This is a genomic window from Reyranella sp., assembly GCF_017305915.1.
Classification (GTDB): domain Bacteria; phylum Pseudomonadota; class Alphaproteobacteria; order Reyranellales; family Reyranellaceae; genus Reyranella.
The window spans coordinates 196751-215559 of record NZ_JAFKJN010000005.1 but is presented as its reverse complement, the minus strand read 5'-3'; the positions used below and the strand labels follow the sequence as shown (position 1 = coordinate 215559).

Annotated in this window: 16 protein-coding genes and 1 tRNA gene; 14 read left to right on the top strand and 3 right to left on the bottom strand. The window is 68.4% G+C overall.

Annotated features, from left to right (window positions below; all coding sequences use genetic code 11):
• Positions 1-492 (top strand): cytochrome b/b6 domain-containing protein, encoded by a 492-nt coding sequence (locus tag J0J01_RS01055; RefSeq protein ID WP_296378272.1) that lies wholly within the window; start codon positions 1-3, stop codon positions 490-492.
• 324 nt (positions 493-816) lie between these two features.
• Here the strand turns inward: J0J01_RS01055 and J0J01_RS01050 are convergent, their stop codons facing one another.
• Entirely contained in the window at positions 817-2241 is a 1425-nt protein-coding gene (locus tag J0J01_RS01050) for a L,D-transpeptidase family protein (RefSeq protein ID WP_296378271.1), read from the bottom strand.
• A gap of 83 nt (positions 2242-2324) precedes the next feature.
• Positions 2325-3266 (bottom strand): dienelactone hydrolase family protein, encoded by a 942-nt coding sequence (locus tag J0J01_RS01045; RefSeq protein ID WP_296378270.1) that lies wholly within the window; start codon positions 3264-3266, stop codon positions 2325-2327.
• A 205-nt stretch (positions 3267-3471) separates the two neighbouring features.
• On the opposite strand from J0J01_RS01045, the gene J0J01_RS01040 reads away from it, so the two are divergent.
• Genes J0J01_RS01040 through J0J01_RS01005 form a run of 8 tightly spaced genes read left to right on the top strand, consistent with a single transcriptional unit; the run spans position 3472 to position 12150 of the window.
• Positions 3472-4452 (top strand): RluA family pseudouridine synthase, encoded by a 981-nt coding sequence (locus J0J01_RS01040; RefSeq protein ID WP_296378269.1) that lies wholly within the window; start codon positions 3472-3474, stop codon positions 4450-4452.
• Positions 4449-6467 (top strand): AsmA family protein, encoded by a 2019-nt coding sequence (locus J0J01_RS01035; RefSeq protein ID WP_296378268.1) that lies wholly within the window; start codon positions 4449-4451, stop codon positions 6465-6467. The genes J0J01_RS01040 and J0J01_RS01035 overlap by 4 nt, the downstream gene beginning before the upstream one ends.
• Before the next feature lie 43 nt (positions 6468-6510).
• Positions 6511-7227, top strand: a complete 717-nt coding sequence (locus tag J0J01_RS01030; protein WP_296378267.1) for an ATP12 family protein — start codon at positions 6511-6513, stop codon at positions 7225-7227.
• 2 nt (positions 7228-7229) lie between these two features.
• Positions 7230-8114 (top strand): phosphonopyruvate hydrolase, encoded by an 885-nt coding sequence (locus J0J01_RS01025; protein ID WP_296378266.1) that lies wholly within the window; start codon positions 7230-7232, stop codon positions 8112-8114.
• 30 nt (positions 8115-8144) lie between these two features.
• Positions 8145-9677 (top strand): acyl-CoA carboxylase subunit beta, encoded by a 1533-nt coding sequence (locus tag J0J01_RS01020; RefSeq protein ID WP_296378265.1) that lies wholly within the window; start codon positions 8145-8147, stop codon positions 9675-9677.
• A gap of 10 nt (positions 9678-9687) precedes the next feature.
• The gene (locus J0J01_RS01015; RefSeq protein WP_296378264.1) at positions 9688-9906 is read left to right on the top strand and encodes a 2TM domain-containing protein; all 219 of its coding nucleotides are present in this window, start codon (positions 9688-9690) and stop codon (positions 9904-9906) included.
• Between the two features lie 5 nt (positions 9907-9911).
• Positions 9912-11864: an acetyl/propionyl/methylcrotonyl-CoA carboxylase subunit alpha gene (locus J0J01_RS01010; protein WP_296378468.1), complete on the top strand. Its 1953-nt coding sequence runs from the start codon at positions 9912-9914 to the stop codon at positions 11862-11864.
• Positions 11865-11868: 4 nt separating this feature from the next.
• On the top strand, positions 11869-12150 hold the full coding sequence (locus J0J01_RS01005) for an acylphosphatase (protein ID WP_296378262.1): 282 nt from the start codon (positions 11869-11871) through the stop codon (positions 12148-12150).
• Between the two features lie 69 nt (positions 12151-12219).
• Here the strand turns inward: J0J01_RS01005 and lipB are convergent, their stop codons facing one another.
• Positions 12220-12879 carry a lipoyl(octanoyl) transferase LipB gene (gene lipB, locus J0J01_RS01000; RefSeq protein ID WP_296378260.1) on the bottom strand — a complete coding sequence of 220 codons (660 nt, stop codon included), beginning with the start codon at positions 12877-12879 and terminating at the stop codon, positions 12220-12222.
• Positions 12880-12990: 111 nt separating this feature from the next.
• Between lipB and J0J01_RS00995 the strand changes: the two genes are divergently transcribed.
• The 5 genes from J0J01_RS00995 to J0J01_RS00975 all read left to right on the top strand — a co-directional run bounded on the left by J0J01_RS00995 (position 12991) and on the right by J0J01_RS00975 (position 18702).
• Positions 12991-13075: transfer RNA gene (locus J0J01_RS00995), tRNA-Leu, on the top strand.
• A gap of 26 nt (positions 13076-13101) precedes the next feature.
• Complete coding sequence (locus J0J01_RS00990; RefSeq protein WP_296378259.1) at positions 13102-15447, top strand: NADP-dependent malic enzyme; 2346 nt, start codon at positions 13102-13104, stop codon at positions 15445-15447.
• Positions 15444-16805: a magnesium transporter gene (mgtE, locus tag J0J01_RS00985; protein ID WP_296378258.1), complete on the top strand. Its 1362-nt coding sequence runs from the start codon at positions 15444-15446 to the stop codon at positions 16803-16805. Before J0J01_RS00990 ends, mgtE begins: the two co-directional genes overlap by 4 nt.
• A 239-nt stretch (positions 16806-17044) precedes the next feature.
• Positions 17045-17533, top strand: a complete 489-nt coding sequence (locus J0J01_RS00980) for a hypothetical protein (protein ID WP_296378257.1) — start codon at positions 17045-17047, stop codon at positions 17531-17533.
• Entirely contained in the window at positions 17530-18702 is a 1173-nt protein-coding gene (locus tag J0J01_RS00975) for an isovaleryl-CoA dehydrogenase (protein WP_296378256.1), read from the top strand. Before J0J01_RS00980 ends, J0J01_RS00975 begins: the two co-directional genes overlap by 4 nt.
• Positions 18703-18809: the final 107 nt, after the last annotated feature.

Sequence of the window (18809 nt, the reverse complement as noted above, 5' to 3'; positions counted from 1 at the left end):
TTGCCGGCCTGGGACCCGGTCGTCCGGCTGTGCCACTGGACGCTCGCGGGCCTCGTCATTTTCGATCTCGTCTACGATGACGGCGGCTACGCCCATCGCATGGTGGGCTATGGAGCGGCCGTCGTCGTCCTGCTGCGGCTCGGCTGGGCCGCGCTCCGCGGCCATAGCCTGAAGCCGTCGATCGCCGAGACGCGCCTCTATGTCCGCCAGCTCCTTGCCGGCAAGCCGCCGCGCTCGCATGGCCACGATCCGCTCGGCCTCTGGATGGTGTGGCTGCTCTGGATCCTGGTGCTGCTGCTGATGGTAAGCGGCTGGATGAGCCGGCTCGACATGTTCTGGGGCGACGAGCGGATCGAGGAGGTCCACACCGTGCTCGCCGACCTGCTGATGACCGCCGTCGCCGTGCACGTGCTTGCCGTCGTGGCCATGAGCGTGATCTGGAAGGAGAACCTGCCGGCCGCCATGGTCAGGGGCCGCAAGCGGCCCCTCTGAGCGTCAGTCAGGCTGTGGTTAAGCCCGGGCGACCCTCATTATGGGCAATGGAACGGGATTCGCGCCCTGATTTCCGGGCCGAAAATTCGCGAGGGGCGGGCGCGGCTGCGGGGGGGGTGGCAGGAATGGGCAAAAACGTTGGCCTGCCTGATACGAAGCGCTGCCAGTCTGATTGGCAGCCGGTGGCAGTCCGGTCGGTGCCTGGAGCATATTCCGTTCGGCTGGAATCAGCCGAACGGAATATGCCTGCTGCAACGACAACCCCCGTGCGCGCATTTCCGAGCAGATGGAACCGCGAGCGGTTCCATCTGCTCGGAAATCGCTCTAGCTGCGCGGCTTGGCCATCGCGGCGACGACCCGACGGTCGCGGCCGTAGACGTCGTCGCGGAACACAGCCGCGCCGTCGCTGCCGATGCCGACCGTGCGATAGGTCACGTGCAGGGGCACCGATTCGGGGAAGCCATAGTGCGCCTGCTGGCCCGCCGCGATCACCTGCTGCACCCGCGCCTTGTCGAAACCCGGCCGGCCCTTGAACACCTTCTCGGCGAAGTCGAGCGGGTTCTGCAGGCGGATGCAGCCGTGGCTGAAGTTGCGGCTGCCCTCGGTGAACAGCCAGCGGTTCGCCGTGTCGTGCATGTAGATGCCGTACTTGTTGGCGAAGCCGAAGAAGATGTAGCCCAGCGCGTTGCTCGCGCCCGGCTCCTGGCGGATGCGGTAGGGGAAGGCCTTGGCATGGATGCCGTTCCAGTCAACGCTGCCGGGATCGAGCTCGGAATCGTTGTCGCTCCAGCTCGAGAAGATCTTGAAGCCGCCCCTGGCGAGCGCCGTCGGATCGCGGCGCAGCAGCGGCAGGTACTCCTCGCCCGCGATCGACTGCGGCACCGTCCAGTAGGGGTTGGTCTGGAAGCCGTACATCGTCGACTGGATCTCGGGCGTCGGATCCTTGGGCGTGCCGACGATCACCAGGCTCTCGAACACCTTCTGGCCGCCGTCGACGAACACCATCGAATAGTCGCCGGCATTGACCAGCACGTAGCGGCTGCCGAGGTCCTCGGGCAGCCAGCGCCGGCGCTCGAGGTTGGCGATCACCTGCTGGATGCGGTCGTCGAGCGAGGTGTTGAGCGAGCGCGTGGTGTTGACGCCGATCACGCCGTCCACGGTCAGCCCTTTGGTCTCTTGGTAGGTCTTCACCACCGTCGCGAGAGCATCGTCGTACAGCTCGGCGACCGCGCCGGCTGGCAGCTCCGGCACCGTGAGGCCGAGCTCGCCGAGCCGCTTGCGCAATACAGGCACGCGGGCGTCGATCATGCCAGGCTTCAGCAGGTCGCCGCCGGGCAGCGGCGTGTAGGCCGCCGAGGCGCGCTGCTTGCGCAGGTCGGCCAGCGCCTTCTGCAACGCCGGGTAGTCGCCCTTCGGCGCCAGCGCGGCGAGGTACGCCGCGAAGTCGGGCGCCGCGGCGGCAGCCTTCAGTAGCTCATCGCGCGAGACCTTGCGCTGCTGGATGTCGATGTCCTTGTCGACGCGGTTGGCGTTGACCCGGCCGGTCGAGAGGTCGCTGGCATAGAGCACGAAGGCGTCGTTCAGCACCGTTTCGTTGCCGGCGGCGCCGGCCTTCTCGACCAGCTCGGGATTGTACCAGTCGGGCTCGAGCCCGTGGTCGCCGGCCGCCCGAATCGCCTGCAGGAGCGCAGCGGCTCGCGGCGCGGTCCAGAAAGGGTCGTCGGCGGCAAAGGAAGGAAGGGCTCCCACCAGGGGAGCGAAAAGCGCCACGAGGGCGCTGAAAAGTACCACCCGCATCACGCGAAAGACTCTAGCCGCGATGCCGGCCGGACTCACGCCGAGACGATATCGTCCTCGCGAATCGCCGCGGGCTGTGGCGGTTTTGTCACGCCGAATCCGTGGGTCGAAAGGAAGGCCAGCAGGTCGGCGGTGGCGCGGCCCTTGAGCGCCGCCGTGCCGCCGCCGGCGCGGGCGCCGCGGGTGACACAATGGATACGTGCCCAGGCTTGGTATTCCGGTTCGGCCATGGCGCGGCCGGCGGCGATCACGAAATGGCGACCGTCGTCCTCGATCCAGTTGTTGCAGCACGACCAGTTCTCGGCGTCGCGGATATCGAACACCGGGCCGAGCGATTCCCAGCCGTGATGGGCGCCGCTATAGACCTTGACCCTGATCCGCCGGTTGCCGGCCGCGCGCATGCGCTCGGCGTATTCCAGGGCGAGCGGCGCCGGCGTGTAGTCGTCGCGGCCGGCCAGCATGAAGTAGATCGGCCGGCCGTGGGTGGTCGGGTCGCGGTGCTGGGCGGTGGCGCCGGGGCAGATCGCGACATGCAGGTCGAACAGGTGCGCGAAGCCGGCACGCCAGCGCTGGCGCACGGCGATCGCAGTGGCGAGGGTCGCACCGCCGCCCTTGGAGACGCCCATGACGCCGATCCGCGCCGGATCGATTCGCGGGTCGGCGCGCAGCAGCGCCAGCGCCGCGAAGGCATCGCCCTCCATCTGCGCCGCCGAGACCAGGGTTTGATCAGCCACCGTGCGGCGCACGCCGCGGCCGGTGAAGCTGTCGACGATCAGGGCGGCGACACCCGCGTCATTGAGCGCCTGTGCATAATAATGCTCGCGATGGCGTTGCACGCCGGCGCTGCTGGTGAGGATCACCATGCAGGGAAAAGGTTGATCTGCCTGCATCGGAAGATGCAGCGCGCCCGACACGCGCGCAGGCCGGCGCGCCGCCGGATGGTCGAAGGTGAGCGTGTCGAACGACACCGATTCCATGGACGCTTTTTACCTTGTCCCTTAGGTTCAGCGCCATGAGCGCTGCCTCATTCCCCCTCCCCCGTCTGACGGGGGAGGGTACGGGAGGGGGAAAGAGCGAAATGTCTGTGAGGCCAACCCCCTCCGGCCTTCGGCCACCAATGCGCTTTTGGCCGCTTCGCGGCCAAAACGCCAACCCGTATGACGGATGCGGGAGTGCGGCGCTATGAGCGACTCTCCGCGGGTCCAGACGCGCGCCGTGTCGGGCGACGAGGCCGGCTTGCGGCTCGACCGCTGGTTTCAGCGCCATTTCCCCGAGCTCAGCCACGGCGCTCTGCAGAAGCTGCTGCGCACCGGCCAGGTCCGGCTCGACGGCAAGCGGGCCGAGGGCAAGGATCGGGTCGAGCCCGGCCAGACCGTCCGCCTGCCGCCCGGCGTCACCGCCACGCCGGCGCCAAAACCGAAAGCCGCGCCGAAGCTTTCCGCCCGCGACAGCGAGGAGATCCAGAGCCTGGTGATCCATCGCGACGACTGGGTGATCGCCCTCAACAAGCCCTCGGGCCTCGCGGTGCAGGGCGGCTCGGGCACCGAGCGCCACGTCGACGGCCTGCTCGACGGCCTGCGCTTCGGCTTCGACGAGCGGCCGCGGCTGGTCCATCGCCTGGACAAGGACACGTCCGGTCTGCTGCTGGTCGCCCGCACCGGCCAGGCGGCCAAGCGGCTGTCGGAGTCCTTCCGCGACCGCGAGACCGAGAAGCTCTACTGGGCGGTCGTGGTCGGCGTACCGCCGCGCGCGGAAGGCGCGATCGACCTGCCGCTTGCCAAACGCCCCGGCGCGCGCGACCTCGAGACCATGCAGGTCGATCACGAGGAGGGTCAGAAGGCGCTGACCCATTTCAGGGTGCTCGACCGCGCCGCCAACCGCGCTGCGCTGCTGGCGCTGTGGCCGCGCACCGGCCGCACCCATCAGTTGCGCGTGCATTGCGCCGAGATCGGCTGCCCGATCCTGGGCGATCGCAAGTACGGCGGCGAGGAGGCGCTGTTGTCGGCCGTCGCCGATTCGCGGCGGCTTCACTTGCACGCGCGGCGGCTGGTGCTGCCGCATCCGTCGGGCAAGGGCACGCTCAAGCTGCAGGCCGAGCCGCCGGCGCACTTCAAGCGGACGCTCGAGTCGTTCGGTTTCTCGACGGCGGGTGATCGGGCGTGAAGCTCAACGTCCACATCCCCTGGCGGCGTGTCCTCTGGATCGTGGCGATCCTGGTGCCGGTGGCGGCGGTCGGCACGATCCTGTGGCTCAGCACCCGCGACCTGTCGCGCTACCAGGCCAAGCTCACCGACCAGATCCGCAAGGTCACCGGGCGCGAGCTGAAGGCGAAGGTGCCGCTGTCGGTGAAGCTCGGCAAGGAGCCGGCGCTGGTCGCCGAGGGCCTCACGCTCAGCAATGCGGAATGGGCGAAGCGGCCCGAGCTCGCCAGGGTGCGCCGCATCACCATGTACCTCGACCCGTTCTCGCTGTTCCTCGGCGAGGCGAAGGTCTCCCGGGTGATCCTGGAAGGCGCCGACATTCTGGTCGAGCAGAACGAGGCCGGCGACACCAACCTCGAGATGCTGCCGCCGCCCGACGGCTCGGGCCCGCATGCCGGCGAGAACCGCTCGCTGCGCATCAAGACCAACCCGGCCTTTCCCTGGATCAACACCATCGAGGTGCGCGATTCGACGCTGACCATCAACGAGGGCCAGGGCCGCCCGTTGGTGACGCTCGACGTCGCCAGCGCCAGCTTCAAGTCGAACGCGCCCAACCAGCCGCTCCAGGTCGAGGCGAAGCTCGGCGCGCCGCGCGCCACGCCCTTGGAGATCGCCGGTACTCTGGGCTCGTTCGACGGTTGGCTGCGCGGCCTGCCGGGCAATATCGATGTCCAGGGCGGCTTCGGCGGCGGCAAGATCGCGATCAAGGGCAGCGTCGGCAGCAAGGGCACCAACCTCCAGATCACCAGCGAGGGGCCGGACGTTGCGGCGTTCGGGCCGTATGTCCGCCTGCCGCTGCCGAGCGGCGGCCCCTATGTGCTCAGCAGCAAGGCCTCGACCCAGCGCAGTGGTCTCAAGGTCGAGGTGCTGCAGCTCAAGGTCGGCCAGTCCGACCTCACGGGCGAGGCGCTGTTCCGCGTCGACCGCAGCGGCACGTCGACCATCACGGTCAATGTTGACGTCAACAAGATCGACCTCGCCGGCCTGAAGGCGGCCCCGGCGCCGGCAGCACCGGCGGGCGCGGTGCCGGCCTCGCGGCGCGTGCTGCCGTCGACGCCGTTCACGGCGAGCTGGCTCGGCCGCAACACCCTCTCGGTCACCGCGCGCGTCGGCGAGCTGTCGGGCCTGTCGGCCAAGGTCGCCAACGGCTCGGTGACGCTGACCTCCGGCGAGAAGCGATTCACCTTCCGCGGCGCCGCTTCGATCGGCAACGGCTCGGCGAGCTTCGATCTCGTCTACGATCCGGCCGGACGTTACGGCATGACGACGCTGACCGGCAGCGCGACCCGTGTGCCGATGAACGACCTCGGCGCGCTGCTGGGCTTCGATCTCGGGCTGAACGATGCCGTCGGCGACATCGATCTCAAGCTGCGCGGTGGCGGCCGCAGCGCCGCGGCGGCGCTGAACGGCGCCAGCGGCACGATCGAGTTCGGCTTCGCCAAGGGCACCTGGCCGGCCGACGGATTGACCGGCTGGCCCGGCGAGCCGATGCGCCTGCTCAATGCGAACGAGGGCGGGGCGGCGTTCAACTGCCTGGCGGGCCGCTTCGAGGTCGGCGCCGGCGTCGCCAACCTGCGGCGGCTGGTGGTCGACACGCCGCGCGCGACCTGGATCGGCGGCGGCTACCTGTCGCTGCGCAACGAGGGCTGGGAGTTCATCGTCGCCCCCGAGGCGCGCGATGCGCACGGCGTGCCGCTCGCCACGCCGATCCGGCTCAAAGGCGGCACGGGCCGTGCGGTTTCCGGCGCGCTCGATCCCGGCCTTTCCAAGCTGCTGATCGGCGCAGGCGCCGTGCCGAGCCTGACCGGCAGCTACAACCAGATCGCCAAGCAGCAGCCCAGCGCCAATGCCTGCGCCCTGTTGGCGCCGCGGGTCGACGGTATGCGGCCCGGCCTGCGCGCGCAGTTGCCGACACCCACCAACCCCGAGCGCGAACGCGCCAACCGGCGGGCCCAGGGGGCCGCGCCGTCGCGCTAGGCCCCTTCCGCCCGCGCGCAGCGGCGTGTAAGGCGTTCGGCCGATGAAGCGGTTCTACAAGGAAACAGCGGTCGATACCGGCGACGGCGGCTTTCGCGTGCTGCTCGACGGCCGGCCGATGCGCACGCCCGCCAAGGCGGTGCTGGTGGTGCCGACCGAGCCGCTGGCCGGCGCGATCGCTGGCGAATGGCGCGACGTGCCCGAGAAGGCCGAGATCAACGTCACGCACCTGCCGCTGACGCGGCTCGCGGCGACCGGCCTCGATCGGGTGACCAGCCAGCGGACCCAGGTGGTCAACGACACCGCCAAGTACGGCGCCTCCGACCTGCTGTGCTATCGCGCGACCGATCCGTCGAGCCTGGTGCAGCGCCAGGATACCCACTGGCAGCCACTGCTCGACTGGGCGCGCGAGCGCTACGGCGCCGAGCTCGCGGTGGCGAGCGGCACCACCTTCGTGACGCAGCCGCATGCCGCCCTCGCGGCGCTGCGCGGCGCGGTGGCGGCGCACGGCGACCTCGCGCTGTCGGCGCTCTACAACCTCACGCATGTCGCGGGCTCGCTGGTGATCGCGCTGGCGGTATCGGAAGGCCGGCTGTCGGCGGCCGATGCGTTCAGCACCGCGCAGCTCGACGAGCTGTTCCAGATCGAGCGATGGGGCGAGGACCCGATCGCGACCCAGCGGCACGACGGCATCCGCCGCGACCTCGATGCCGGGGCGCGCTTCCTCGCGCTGCTCGGCGACGCACGACTGAGAGGATGAGCATGGGCACTGGTACGGGCATGGGCACGACGTTCCGGGAGATCCTGGGCAAGAAGGGACTCGTCGAGGCGATGGCGGCGCACAGCCCCTTGTCGGCGATGCTGGTCGCCGAGGCGGGCTTCGATGCGATCTGGGCCTCGGGCTTCGAGCTGTCGGCGATGTACGGCGTGCCCGATGTCAGCGTGGTGTCGATGACCCAGCATCTCGACATGACGCGCGCCATGGCCGAGCGCTCGGGTATCCCGGTGGTGGCTGACATCGACACCGGCTTCGGCAATGCGATCAACGTGCTCTATGCGGTCGAGCAGTATGAGCGCGCCGGCGCCGCCGCGATCGTGATGGAGGACAAGAGCTTCCCCAAGGTCACGAGCCTGATCGCCGGCGGCCGCCAGGACATGGTCCGCATCGAGGAATTCCAGGGCAAGATCGAAGCCGCGCGCTCCGTGCGCAAGGACAAGGACTTCGTGATCGTCGCGCGCACCGAGGCGCTGATCGCAGGCCTCGGCCAGGACGAGGCGCTGAAACGCGCGCGGGCCTACGAGGCCGCCGGTGCCGACATGATCCTCGTCCACTCCAAGCAGAAGACGCCCGACGAGATCGAGGCCTTCGTGAAGGCGTGGGACGGCAAGGCGCCGATCGCGCTGGTGCCGACGGCGTATCCGCAGATGACCGTGGCGCGCGTGAAGGAGCTCGAGAAGATCGGCCTGCTGATCTGGGGCAATCACGCGATCCGCGCCTCGGTCGGCGCCATGCGCAAGACCTTCGCGCAGATCCGCAAGGACGGCGGCATCCATGGTGTCGAATCGCAGATCCCGACGGTCGACGAGGTGTTCGACCTCCAGGGCATGGGGAAGGTCAAGGACGACGAGAAGCGATTCCTGCGCTAGAACGAATAGCAACGATCCGGGAACCGACAGATGCAAAAGATGCTGGAAGAGCTGGAGAAGCGCCGCAACGCCGCGCGGCTGGGCGGCGGGCAGCGTCGCATCGAGGCGCAGCACGCCAAAGGCAAGCTGACGGCGCGCGAGCGCATCGACGTGCTGCTCGATCCCGGTTCGTTCGAGGAGCTCGACATGTTCGTCGAGCATCGCTCGACCGATTTCGGCATGGAGAGCCAGAAGGTCCCCGGCGACGGCGTCGTGATCGGGCACGGCACGATCAACGGCCGGCTGGTCTATGTCTTCAGCCAGGACTTCACGGTGTTTGGCGGCGCGCTGTCGGCCATGCATGCGACCAAGATCTGCAAGGTGATGGACGCGGCGATGAAGGTCGGCGCGCCGGTGCTGGGCATCAACGACTCGGGCGGCGCCCGCATCCAGGAGGGGGTCGATTCGCTGGCGGGCTACGCCGACGTCTTCCAGCGCAACGTCATGGCCTCGGGCGTGATCCCGCAGATCTCGATGGTGATGGGGCCGTGCGCCGGCGGCGCGGTCTATTCGCCGGCGATGACCGACTTCATCTTCATGGTGAAGGACAGCTCGTACATGTTCGTCACCGGTCCCGACGTCGTGAAGACGGTGACCCACGAGACGGTGACCCAGGAAGAGCTGGGCGGCGCGCTCACCCATACCCAGAAGTCGGGCGTCAGCGACCTCGCATTCGAGAACGACGTCGAGGCCTTGCTGCAGCTCCGCCGCTTCGTCGATTTCCTGCCGGCCAGCAACCGCGAGAAGGCGCCGGTGCGCATCACCCACGATCCGGTCGACCGCGACGATGCTTCGCTCGACACGCTGGTACCGGACAATCCCAACAAGCCCTACGACATCAAGGAGCTGATCCTGAAGGTCGTCGACGAGGGCGACTTCTTCGAGCTGTCGCCCGAATATGCCGGCAACATCGTGGTCGGCTTCGGCCGCATGGACGGCAAGACGGTGGGCTTCGTCGCCAACCAGCCGATGGTGCTGGCCGGCTGCCTCGACATCGATTCCAGCCGCAAGGGCGCGCGCTTCGTGCGCTTCTGCGACGCCTTCAACATCCCGATCGTGACCTTCGTCGACGTGCCGGGCTTTCTGCCGGGCACCGCGCAGGAATACGGCGCGATCATCAAGCACGGCGCCAAGCTGCTCTACGCCTATGCCGAGGCGACGGTGCCCAAGGTGACCGTCATCACCCGCAAGGCCTATGGCGGCGCCTACGACGTCATGGCGTCCAAGCACCTGCGCGGCGACGTCAACTATGCCTGGCCGGGCGCGGAGATCGCGGTGATGGGCGCCAAGGGCGCGGTCGAGATCATCTTCCGCTCCGACATCGGCGACGCTGACAAGATCGCGGCGCGCACCGAGGAATACCGCCAGAAGTTCGCCAATCCGTTCGTCGCCGCCAACCGCGGTTTCATCGACGACGTGATCATGCCGCACGGCACGCGGCGGCGGATCTGCCGGGCGCTGAAGACGCTGGAGAACAAGCGCCTCGACAATCCGTGGCGCAAGCATGGCAACATCCCGCTGTGACGGTGTGGTGATGGCGATCAGCCCCGAAGAGCGGTTCCGTCGCCGGAGGTCGGTGCGGCTGCACGTGATCGTCGCGATGTTCACGCTGATGGTGCTGATTGCCGTCAACGCCCTCTTCACGCGCGCGTATCCGTGGTGGCTTTGGGTATTGATGGTCTGGATGCCGATCATCGCTGGCCATACGGCCTGGTCGATGGGCCTCTTTGACCGCAACAAGGAAGGCTCATGAGCAAGCTGTTCGACAAGATCCTGATCGCCAACCGCGGCGAGATCGCCTGTCGCGTGATCCGCACGGCCAAGCGGCTGGGCATCAAGACGGTCGCGGTCTATTCCGAGGCCGATGCCGACGCCTTGCATGTGCGCCAGGCCGACGAGGCGGTGTTCATCGGCCCGCCGCCCGCGACGCAGTCCTACCTGCTGGTCGACAGGATCGTGGAGGCCTGCAGGAAGACCGGCGCGCAGGCGGTGCATCCGGGCTACGGGTTCCTGTCGGAGAAGCAGGAATTCCAGAAAGCGCTGGCCGATGCCGGCATCGTCTTCATCGGGCCCGACGCGCATGCGATCTACGCCATGGGCGACAAGATCGAGTCCAAGAAGCTCGCGCAGGCCGCCGGCGTCAGCACCGTGCCGGGCCATCTCGCGGCGATCCCCGATGCCGACGAGGCCGTGAAGATCGCGCAGAAGGTCGGCTACCCGGTGATGATCAAGGCTTCGGCCGGCGGCGGCGGCAAGGGCATGCGCATCGCCTACAACGACACCGAGGCCAGGGAAGGCTTCGTGTCGGCGACCAACGAGGCCAAGTCGTCGTTCGCCGACGACCGCGTGTTCATCGAGAAATACGTCGAGGAGCCGCGCCACATCGAGATCCAGCTGATCGCCGACGGCCACGGCAACTGCGTCTACCTCTGGGAGCGCGAGTGCTCGATCCAGCGGCGGCACCAGAAGGTGATAGAGGAGGCGCCGAGCCCGTTCCTCGACGCCAAGACCCGCAAGGCGATGGGCGAGCAGGCGGTCGCGCTGGCCAAGGCCGTGCAATACAAGAGCGCCGGCACTGTCGAGTTCATCGTCGACAAAAACCGGAACTTCTACTTCCTCGAGATGAACACCCGCCTGCAGGTCGAGCATCCGGTGACCGAGCTGATCACCGGCCTCGACCTAGTCGAGCTGATGATCCGCGTCGCCGCCGGCGAGAGGTTGCCGTTCGCGCAGAAGGACGTGAAGCTTGAGGGTTGGGCGGTCGAAGCGCGCGTCTATGCCGAGGATCCGTTCCGCAACTTCCTGCCGTCGACCGGCCGGCTGGTGAAGTACCGCGAGCCGATGCCCGGCTCGGACGTACGCGTCGACACCGGCGTGTACGAGGGCGGCGAGATCTCGATGTTCTACGATCCGATGATCGCCAAGCTCTGCACCTACGGCAAGGACCGGCCTGATGCGATCGACCGCATGCGCCGCGCGCTCGACGAGTTCTACGTTCGTGGCGTGTCGCACAACGTGCCGTTCCTGGCCGCGCTGATGGCCCATCCGCGCTTCCGCGAAGGCAGGCTCACCACAAACTTCATCGCCGAGGAGTTCAAGGGCGGCTTCACTGCCAAACACCTGCCGCCGCGCGACCCCGCGGTGTTGGCCGCCGTCGCCGCCGTGGTCGAGCGCGTACGCGACGAGCGCAGCGGCGTGACCCAGGACACGCGCACGGTGATGCTGAACCGCGAGCCGGTGGCGCTCAATGTCACCGGCAAGGACGGCAACTTCACCGTCAAGGTCGGCGATCGCAGCATCGGCATCCAGACCGGCTGGGTGCCGGGCGAGCCGCTGCTGCACGGCAAGATCGACGGCCAGGACGTGGCGGTGCAGGTCGATGCCGTGGGCTCGGGCTGGCGCCTCGTCCATGAGGGCGGCCAGGCCGACGCGCTGGTGCTGACGCCGCGCCAGGCCGAGCTCTATGCCCTGATGCCGGTCAAGGCGGCGCCCGACACCTCGAAGTTCCTGCTGTCGCCGATGCCGGGCCTGCTGGCCTCGGTCGCGGTGACCGAGGGGCAGGAGGTCAAGGCCGGCGAGCCGCTTGCCGTGGTCGAGGCGATGAAGATGGAGAACGTCCTGCGCGCGGTGCAGGACGGCACGGTCAAGACCCTGCACGCCAAGGCCGGCGACAGCCTCAAGGTCGATCAGAAGATTATCGAGTTCGCCTGAGCCGATGGCATTGCAGGCCCGCCTCACCATCAGCGGCCGGGTGCAGGGTGTGGGCTATCGCGACTGGGCGATCGACACCGGCCTGCGGCTCGGCCTCACCGGCTGGGTGCGCAACCGCCGCGACGGCGCCGTCGAGGCGCTGATCGTCGGCGAGGAAGACGCTGTCGGCCAGATGATCGAAGCCTGCCGCCGCGGCCCCTCGCTCGCCCGCGTCGACGAGATCGACGTCGAGCCGGTCGACCTCGACATCCTGCCCGCAGGCTTTACGCGGCTGCCGACGGAGTGAGGCTCAGTGGACCGCGGGCTTCCAGCCCGCTCATGAGCGCGCAAGATGCACGCGGTCCACGGAAAGCGCTCAGGACGACAATTGGAGCGATTTGCTCTCTGCCGGAGCGCCGAACACCTCGTCGAAGGTCTCGGCCAGGGCCATGTCGAGGTCGGTCATCGTGACCGGCAGGCCGAGATCGACCAGCGAGGTCACGCCGTGCTGCGAGATTCCGCAGGGCACGATGCCGCCATAGTGCGACAGGTCGGGCTCGACGTTGATCGACAGGCCGTGGAACGAGACCCAGTGGCGGATGCGCACGCCAATCGCGGCGATCTTGTCCTCGCGACCGTCGCGCGCGACCCAGACGCCGACCCGGCCGTCCCGCCGCTCGGCGCGCACGTTGAAGCGGGCGAGGGTGCGGATGGTCCAGTCCTCGAGATCGGACACGAAGCGCCGCACGTCCTGCCGGCGGCGGCGCAGGTCGAGCATGGTGTAGACCACCCGCTGACCGGGCCCGTGATAGGTGTACTGGCCGCCGCGGCCCGCGACATGGACCGGGAAGCGAGCCTGCAGCAGATCCGAGGGCCTGCTGCTCGTGCCGGCGGTATAGAGCGGCGGATGCTCCAGCAGCCAGATCAGCTCCTCGGCCCGGCCGGCGCGGATGTCGGCGACCCGTGCTTCCATGGTCGCCAGGGCCTCGTCATAGGGGACGAGCCCGTCCGAGATTCGCCATTCCGGCCGCATCATTGTGCCAAAATCGGTATTTATCGCCGCGGGCGCAAGGGCAGGGGTATCGCTGCGTCTCTCTGTCTTGCCACTCAGGGGGCTATTTGGTATCCCCCGCCGCATCGAACCGGCGCGGCCATGGCGGAATTGGTAGACGCGCTAGCTTGAGGTGCTAGTGCCGCGAGGCGTGGAAGTTCGAGTCTTCTTGGCCGCACCAAACTCGCCGGTTCGATCGAAAAGGTAATGGAGAAGCCGCCCCTCACCGGGGCGGCCCTTTTTGTCTGTTGGGGACGGGTGGAGGCGAGCTTGGCGGATGAGTTGACCGACGGCGCGCTTCGCTATCACCGCATCCCCCGCCCCGGGAAGATCGAGGTCGTCCCGACCAAGCCGCTGGCCACCCAGCGCGACCTGTCGCTTGCCTATTCCCCCGGCGTCGCCGCGGCCTGCAACGAGATCGTGCGCGATCCGGCGACCGCGGCTGAACTCACGGCGCGTGCGAATTTGGTCGGCGTGGTGACCAACGGCACCGCCGTGCTGGGCCTGGGCGCGATCGGCCCGCTCGCCGCCAAGCCGGTGATGGAAGGCAAGGGCGTGCTGTTCAAGAAGTTCGCCGGCATCGACGTCTTCGACATCGAGCTGAACCAGCCCGACCAGGAGAAGCTGGTCGAGGTCATCGCCGCCCTCGAGCCGACCTTCGGCGGCATCAACCTCGAGGACATCAAGGCGCCCGAGTGCTTCTACGTCGAGCAGAAGCTGCGCGAGCGCCTGGCGATCCCGGTGTTCCACGACGACCAGCACGGCACCGCGATCATCGTCGGCGCCGCCATGCTCAACGGCCTGGCGCTGGTCGGCAAGGACATCGCCAGGGTAAAGCTGGTGGTGTCCGGTGCCGGCGCCGCGGCGCTGTCGTGCCTCGGTGTGCTCGAGAAGCTCGGCCTGCCGCGTGAGAACATGTGGGTGACCGACATCGCCGGTGTGGTCTGGAAGGGCCGCAACGAGCTGATGGACCCGTGGAAGGAGCGCTACGCCCGCGACACCGCGGCGCGCACCCTCGGCGAGGTGATCGAGGATGCCGATATCTTCCTCGGCCTGTCGGCGGCCAACGTGCTGAAGCCCGAGATGGCGGCGAAGATGGCGAAGAAGCCGCTGGTCTTCGCCCTGGCCAACCCGAACCCCGAGATCACGCCCGAGGCGCTCGCCGGCGTCCGCGACGACGCCATCATGGCGACCGGCCGCAGCGACTATCCCAACCAGGTCAACAACGTCCTTTGCTTCCCCTACATCTTCAGGGGCGCGCTCGATGTCGGCGCCACCACGGTCAACGACGAGATGAAGATCGCCTGCGTGCGCGCGATCGCCGAATTAGCCCGCAAGGAGCCGTCGGAAGTGGTCGCCCGCGCCTTCGGCGAGACGGTGGGCGGCTTCGGTCCCAACCAGATCATCCCCAAGCCGTTCGACCCTCGCCTGATCGTCGAGCTCGCCCCCGCCGTCGCCAAGGCGGCGATGGATTCGGGCGTCGCGACCCGGCCGATCGCCGATTTCGACGCCTACCGCCAGCAGCTCAGCCAGTTCGTCTTCAAGTCCGGCCTGGTGATGCGGCCGGTGCTCGAGCAGGCGCGCGCCAATCCCAAGCGCGTGATCTTCAGCGCCGGCGAGGACGACCGCGTGCTGCGCGCCACCCAGGTCATCCTCGACGAGAAGGTCGCCCGCCCGATCCTGATCGGCCGGCCGGAGATCATCCGCCGCCGCGCCGAGCGCCTGGGCTTGCGCTTCCGCCCGGGCACCGACTGCGAGCTGATCGATCCGTCGAGCGACGCCCGCTACGACACATACTGGGGTGCCTACCACGCGCTGATGGAGCGCCGCGGCGTCACCATCCCGACGGCGCGCAACCTGGTGCGCTCCAGCCCGACCCTGATCGCCGCGCTCGCCGTCCATCTCGGCGATGCCGACGCCATGATCGCCGGCGCCTATGGCCGTTTTCGCACGCATTTCAATCATGTCCGCGACGTCATCGGGCGGCGCGAGGGCACCAAGCACATGGCGGCGCTCAGCATGCTGGTCATGCCGACGCGCTCGCTGTTCATCGCCGATCCGTACGTCAACGTCGATCCCGACGCCGAGACGCTGGCCGAGATCACCCTGCTGGCCGCCGACGCCGTGCTGCGCTTCGGCATCCAGCCCAAGGTGGCGCTGATCTCGCACTCGCTGTTCGGCAGCTCCGAGCAGCCCTCGGCGGTCAAGATGGCCGAGGCCGTGGCGATCCTGCACAAGCGGGCACCGGCGCTCGAGGTCGACGGCGAGATGCACGGCGACGCCGCGCTCGATCCCGAGATCCGCGACAGCGTGTTCCCCAACTCCCGGCTCAAGAGCGCGGCCAACCTGGTGATCTGCCCCAGCCTCGACTCGGCCAACATCGCCTTCAACCTGCTGAAGAGCGCGGCCGACGGCCTGCATATCGGCCCGATGCTGCTCGGCACCGCGCGGCCCGCCCACGTGCTGACGCCATCGGTGACGGCGCGCGGCATCCTCAACATGACGGCGCTCAGCGTCGTCGAGGCGCAGCGCCTGGCCGAGGCGCGCGAATGAGCAGCGAAGGCGATGCGCTCGACGAGGTGACGCCGGACCTGGTCCGGCAAATCGCGGAAGCGCTCGCCGAGGGCGGCAACCACCAGGCCAAGCATCTGCTGGAGGAGCTGAGCGCGGCCGGCCAGGCCGCCGTGCTCGAGCAGGTCTCCGAGCCGGAGCGCGAGGCGCTGGTCGCCCTGCTGCGGCGCGATCTCGATCCCGAGGTGCTGACCGAGCTCGACGAGACCGTGCGCGACGAGGTCCTCGAGCAGCTCGACAGCAAGGAGATCGCGGCCGCCGCCCGCAACCTCGAGACCGACGACGCCGCCCACCTGCTCGAGGATCTGCCCGACGAGGAGCGGCGGGAGATCCTGGCCGAGCTGACCGCGGAAGAGCGCGACGAGATCGAGACCGCGCTCGCCTATCCCGAGGACAGCGCCGGCCGCATGATGCAGCGCTCGCTGGTCAAGGTGCCGCAGAGCTGGAGCGTCGGCCAGGTCATCGACTACTGCCGCGAGGCCGAAGACCTGCCCGAGGACGTCTACGACCTGTTCGTGGTCGACCGCAGCGGCCGGCTGAAGGGCTCGGTGCCGCTCGGCCGCATGGTGCGCAGCAAGCGTCCGGTGCCGGTGATCGACATCGTCGATCCCGACATCCCGTCGGTGACGGTGACGGCCGACAAGGAGCACGTCGCCCACCTGTTCCGCGACCAGAACCTCGTCTCCTGCCCGGTCGTCGACGACAAGGGCCGCCTGCTCGGCGTGATCATGGTCGACGACGTGGTCGACGTGATCGACGAGGAGGCCGAGGAGGACCTGCTCAAGATGGGCGGCGTCGTCCACGACGACATGCATGCCAACACGGTGCGCACGGTGCGGCTGCGCGGCCTGTGGCTGGCGGTGAACCTCTTGACCGCGGTGATTGCCTCGCTGGTGATCGGCCAGTTCGAGGGCGCGATCGAGAAGATCGTGGCGCTCGCCGTGCTGATGCCGATCGTCGCCTCGATGGGCGGCAATGCCGGCACCCAGACCGTCACCGTGGCGGTGCGGGCGCTCGCCATGGGCGAGCTGACGCCGGCCAACGCGCTGCGCTTCATCGCCAAGGAGATCGCGGTCGGCGGCATGAACGGCATGATCTTCGCCCTGATCATGGGCGCCGCCGTGGTGCTGTGGTACCACGACTGGCGGCTCGGCGCGGTGATCGGCGCGGCGATGATCTGCAATCTCGTCGCCGCGGCGCTGGCCGGCACCCTGATCCCGATCGGGCTGCAGAAGTTCGGCGTCGATCCCGCCGTCTCCTCGACGGTGTTCCTGACGACGGTGACGGACGTGATCGGCTTCCTCGCCTTCCTCGGCTTGGCGACGCTCTTCCTGCTATAGGACTTCCAACGGACTTCCCACGGACTTCCCACCGACGGATCAGCGCGCGAGGGCGAGGCGGTCGTCGGCCGTCGCCGCGCCAGGCCAGCAGCACGGCGCGGGTGGCTGCCGGCAGCGGCGAGCAGGCGGGTCGCCTCGTCGTGCTCGCAATCGACGCAGGATGCGTTTCCGATTGGCGGGAGCGCGGGCGCTTCCCGCCAATCGGAAACCGCTCTATCGTCGCCCGCGGGGGACGGACGATGACGGCGGTCGTGCGAGGAGCACTGTTGCTGCTGCTGCTGGCGGTGCCGGCGTGGGCGCAGAACCAGGTGCCCGCGCCCAAGCCGCTGGAAGCGCTGGTGAAGGCCACGTTGATGACCTTGAACGACGCCAACCTGACCGGCGACTACCGCGTCTTCCATGCGCGGCTGAGCGGGCCGTTCCGCCAGCAATTCACGCCGGATCGCTTGAAGCAGAGCTTCCGCGAGTTCAACGAGAAGAACGTCGACATCGACATCGTCTGCGCGCGGTCGCCGGTCTGCGGCCAGCCGCCCTTCGTCGATCCACAGGGCAAGCTCGTCCTGCGTGGCCTGTTCCCGACCGACCCGACCCGGGTCAGCTTCGAGATGGACTTCGTCGCCTGGGACGGCGACTGGAAGCTGATCAGTATCACCGTCCGGGTGGCGCCGTCGGCTGACGGCCCGCCGGTGCCCGAGCGGCCCCCGTCTGAAAGAGGCAAGAAATCATGATCCCCAATGCCATGCCGCCGTTCGACTTCGGCCTCGGCGAGACCGCCGACGCGCTGCGCGAGCAGGTCCAGCGCTTCTCGGCCGACCAGGTGGCGCCGATCGCGGCGGAGATCGACAAGACCGACCGCTTCCCGCGCGAGCTGTGGCCCAAGATGGGCGAGCTCGGCCTGCATGGCATCACCGTGGAGGAGGAGTATGGCGGCGCGGGGCTGGGCTATCTCGAGCACGTCATCGCCGTCGAGGAGGTGAGCCGCGCCTCGGCCGCGGTCGGCCTCAGCTACGGCGCGCACTCCAACCTCTGCGTCAACCAGATCCGGCGCAACGGCACCGACGACCAGAAGAAGCGCTTCCTGCCCAAGCTGATCTCCGGCGAGCATGTCGGCAGCCTGGCGATGAGCGAATCGGGGGCCGGCTCCGACGTGGTGTCGATGAAGCTGCGCGCCGACAAGAAGGGCGACCGCTACGTGCTGAACGGCACCAAGATGTGGATCACCAACAGCCCCGACGCGCAGGTGATCGTGGTCTATGCCAAGACCGATCCCAGCGCCGGCTCGCGCGGCATCACGGCGTTCATTGTTCCCACCGACGTCAAAGGCTTCAAGGTGGCCCAAAAACTCGACAAGATGGGCATGCGCGGCTCGTCGACCGGCGAGCTGGTGTTCGAGGATTGCGAGATCCCGGCCGAGAACGTGCTGGGCGCGGTCGGCAAGGGCGTCAACGTGCTGATGAGCGGTCTCGACTACGAGCGTGCGGTGCTGGCGGCCGGGCCGATCGGCATCATGCAGGCGGCGATGGACATCGTCGTGCCGTATGTCCATGAGCGCCGCCAGTTCGGCCAGCCGATCGGCGAGTTCCAGCTCGTCCAGGGCAAGCTCGCCGACATGTACACCACGATGAACGCCTGCAAGGCCTATGTGTACGCCGTCGCCAAGGCCTGCGACCGCGGCCAGACCACGCGCAAGGATTCCGCCGGCGCGATCCTCTACGCCGCCGAGAAGGCGACGCTGGTGGCGCTCGACGCCATCCAGCTGCTGGGCGGCAACGGCTACATCAACGACTACCCGACCGGCCGCCTGCTGCGCGACGCCAAGCTCTACGAGATCGGCGCCGGCACCAGCGAGATCCGCCGCATGCTGATCGGCCGCGAGCTGTTCGCCGAGACGGCGTAGCTGGGACCGCGCCACTCCCGTGGCGCTCATGGCATACTCAGCCAATGAAGAAGTTACATTCGTCTCGCCTCAACGTTCTCATGAGCGCCACGGGAGTGGCGCGCTCC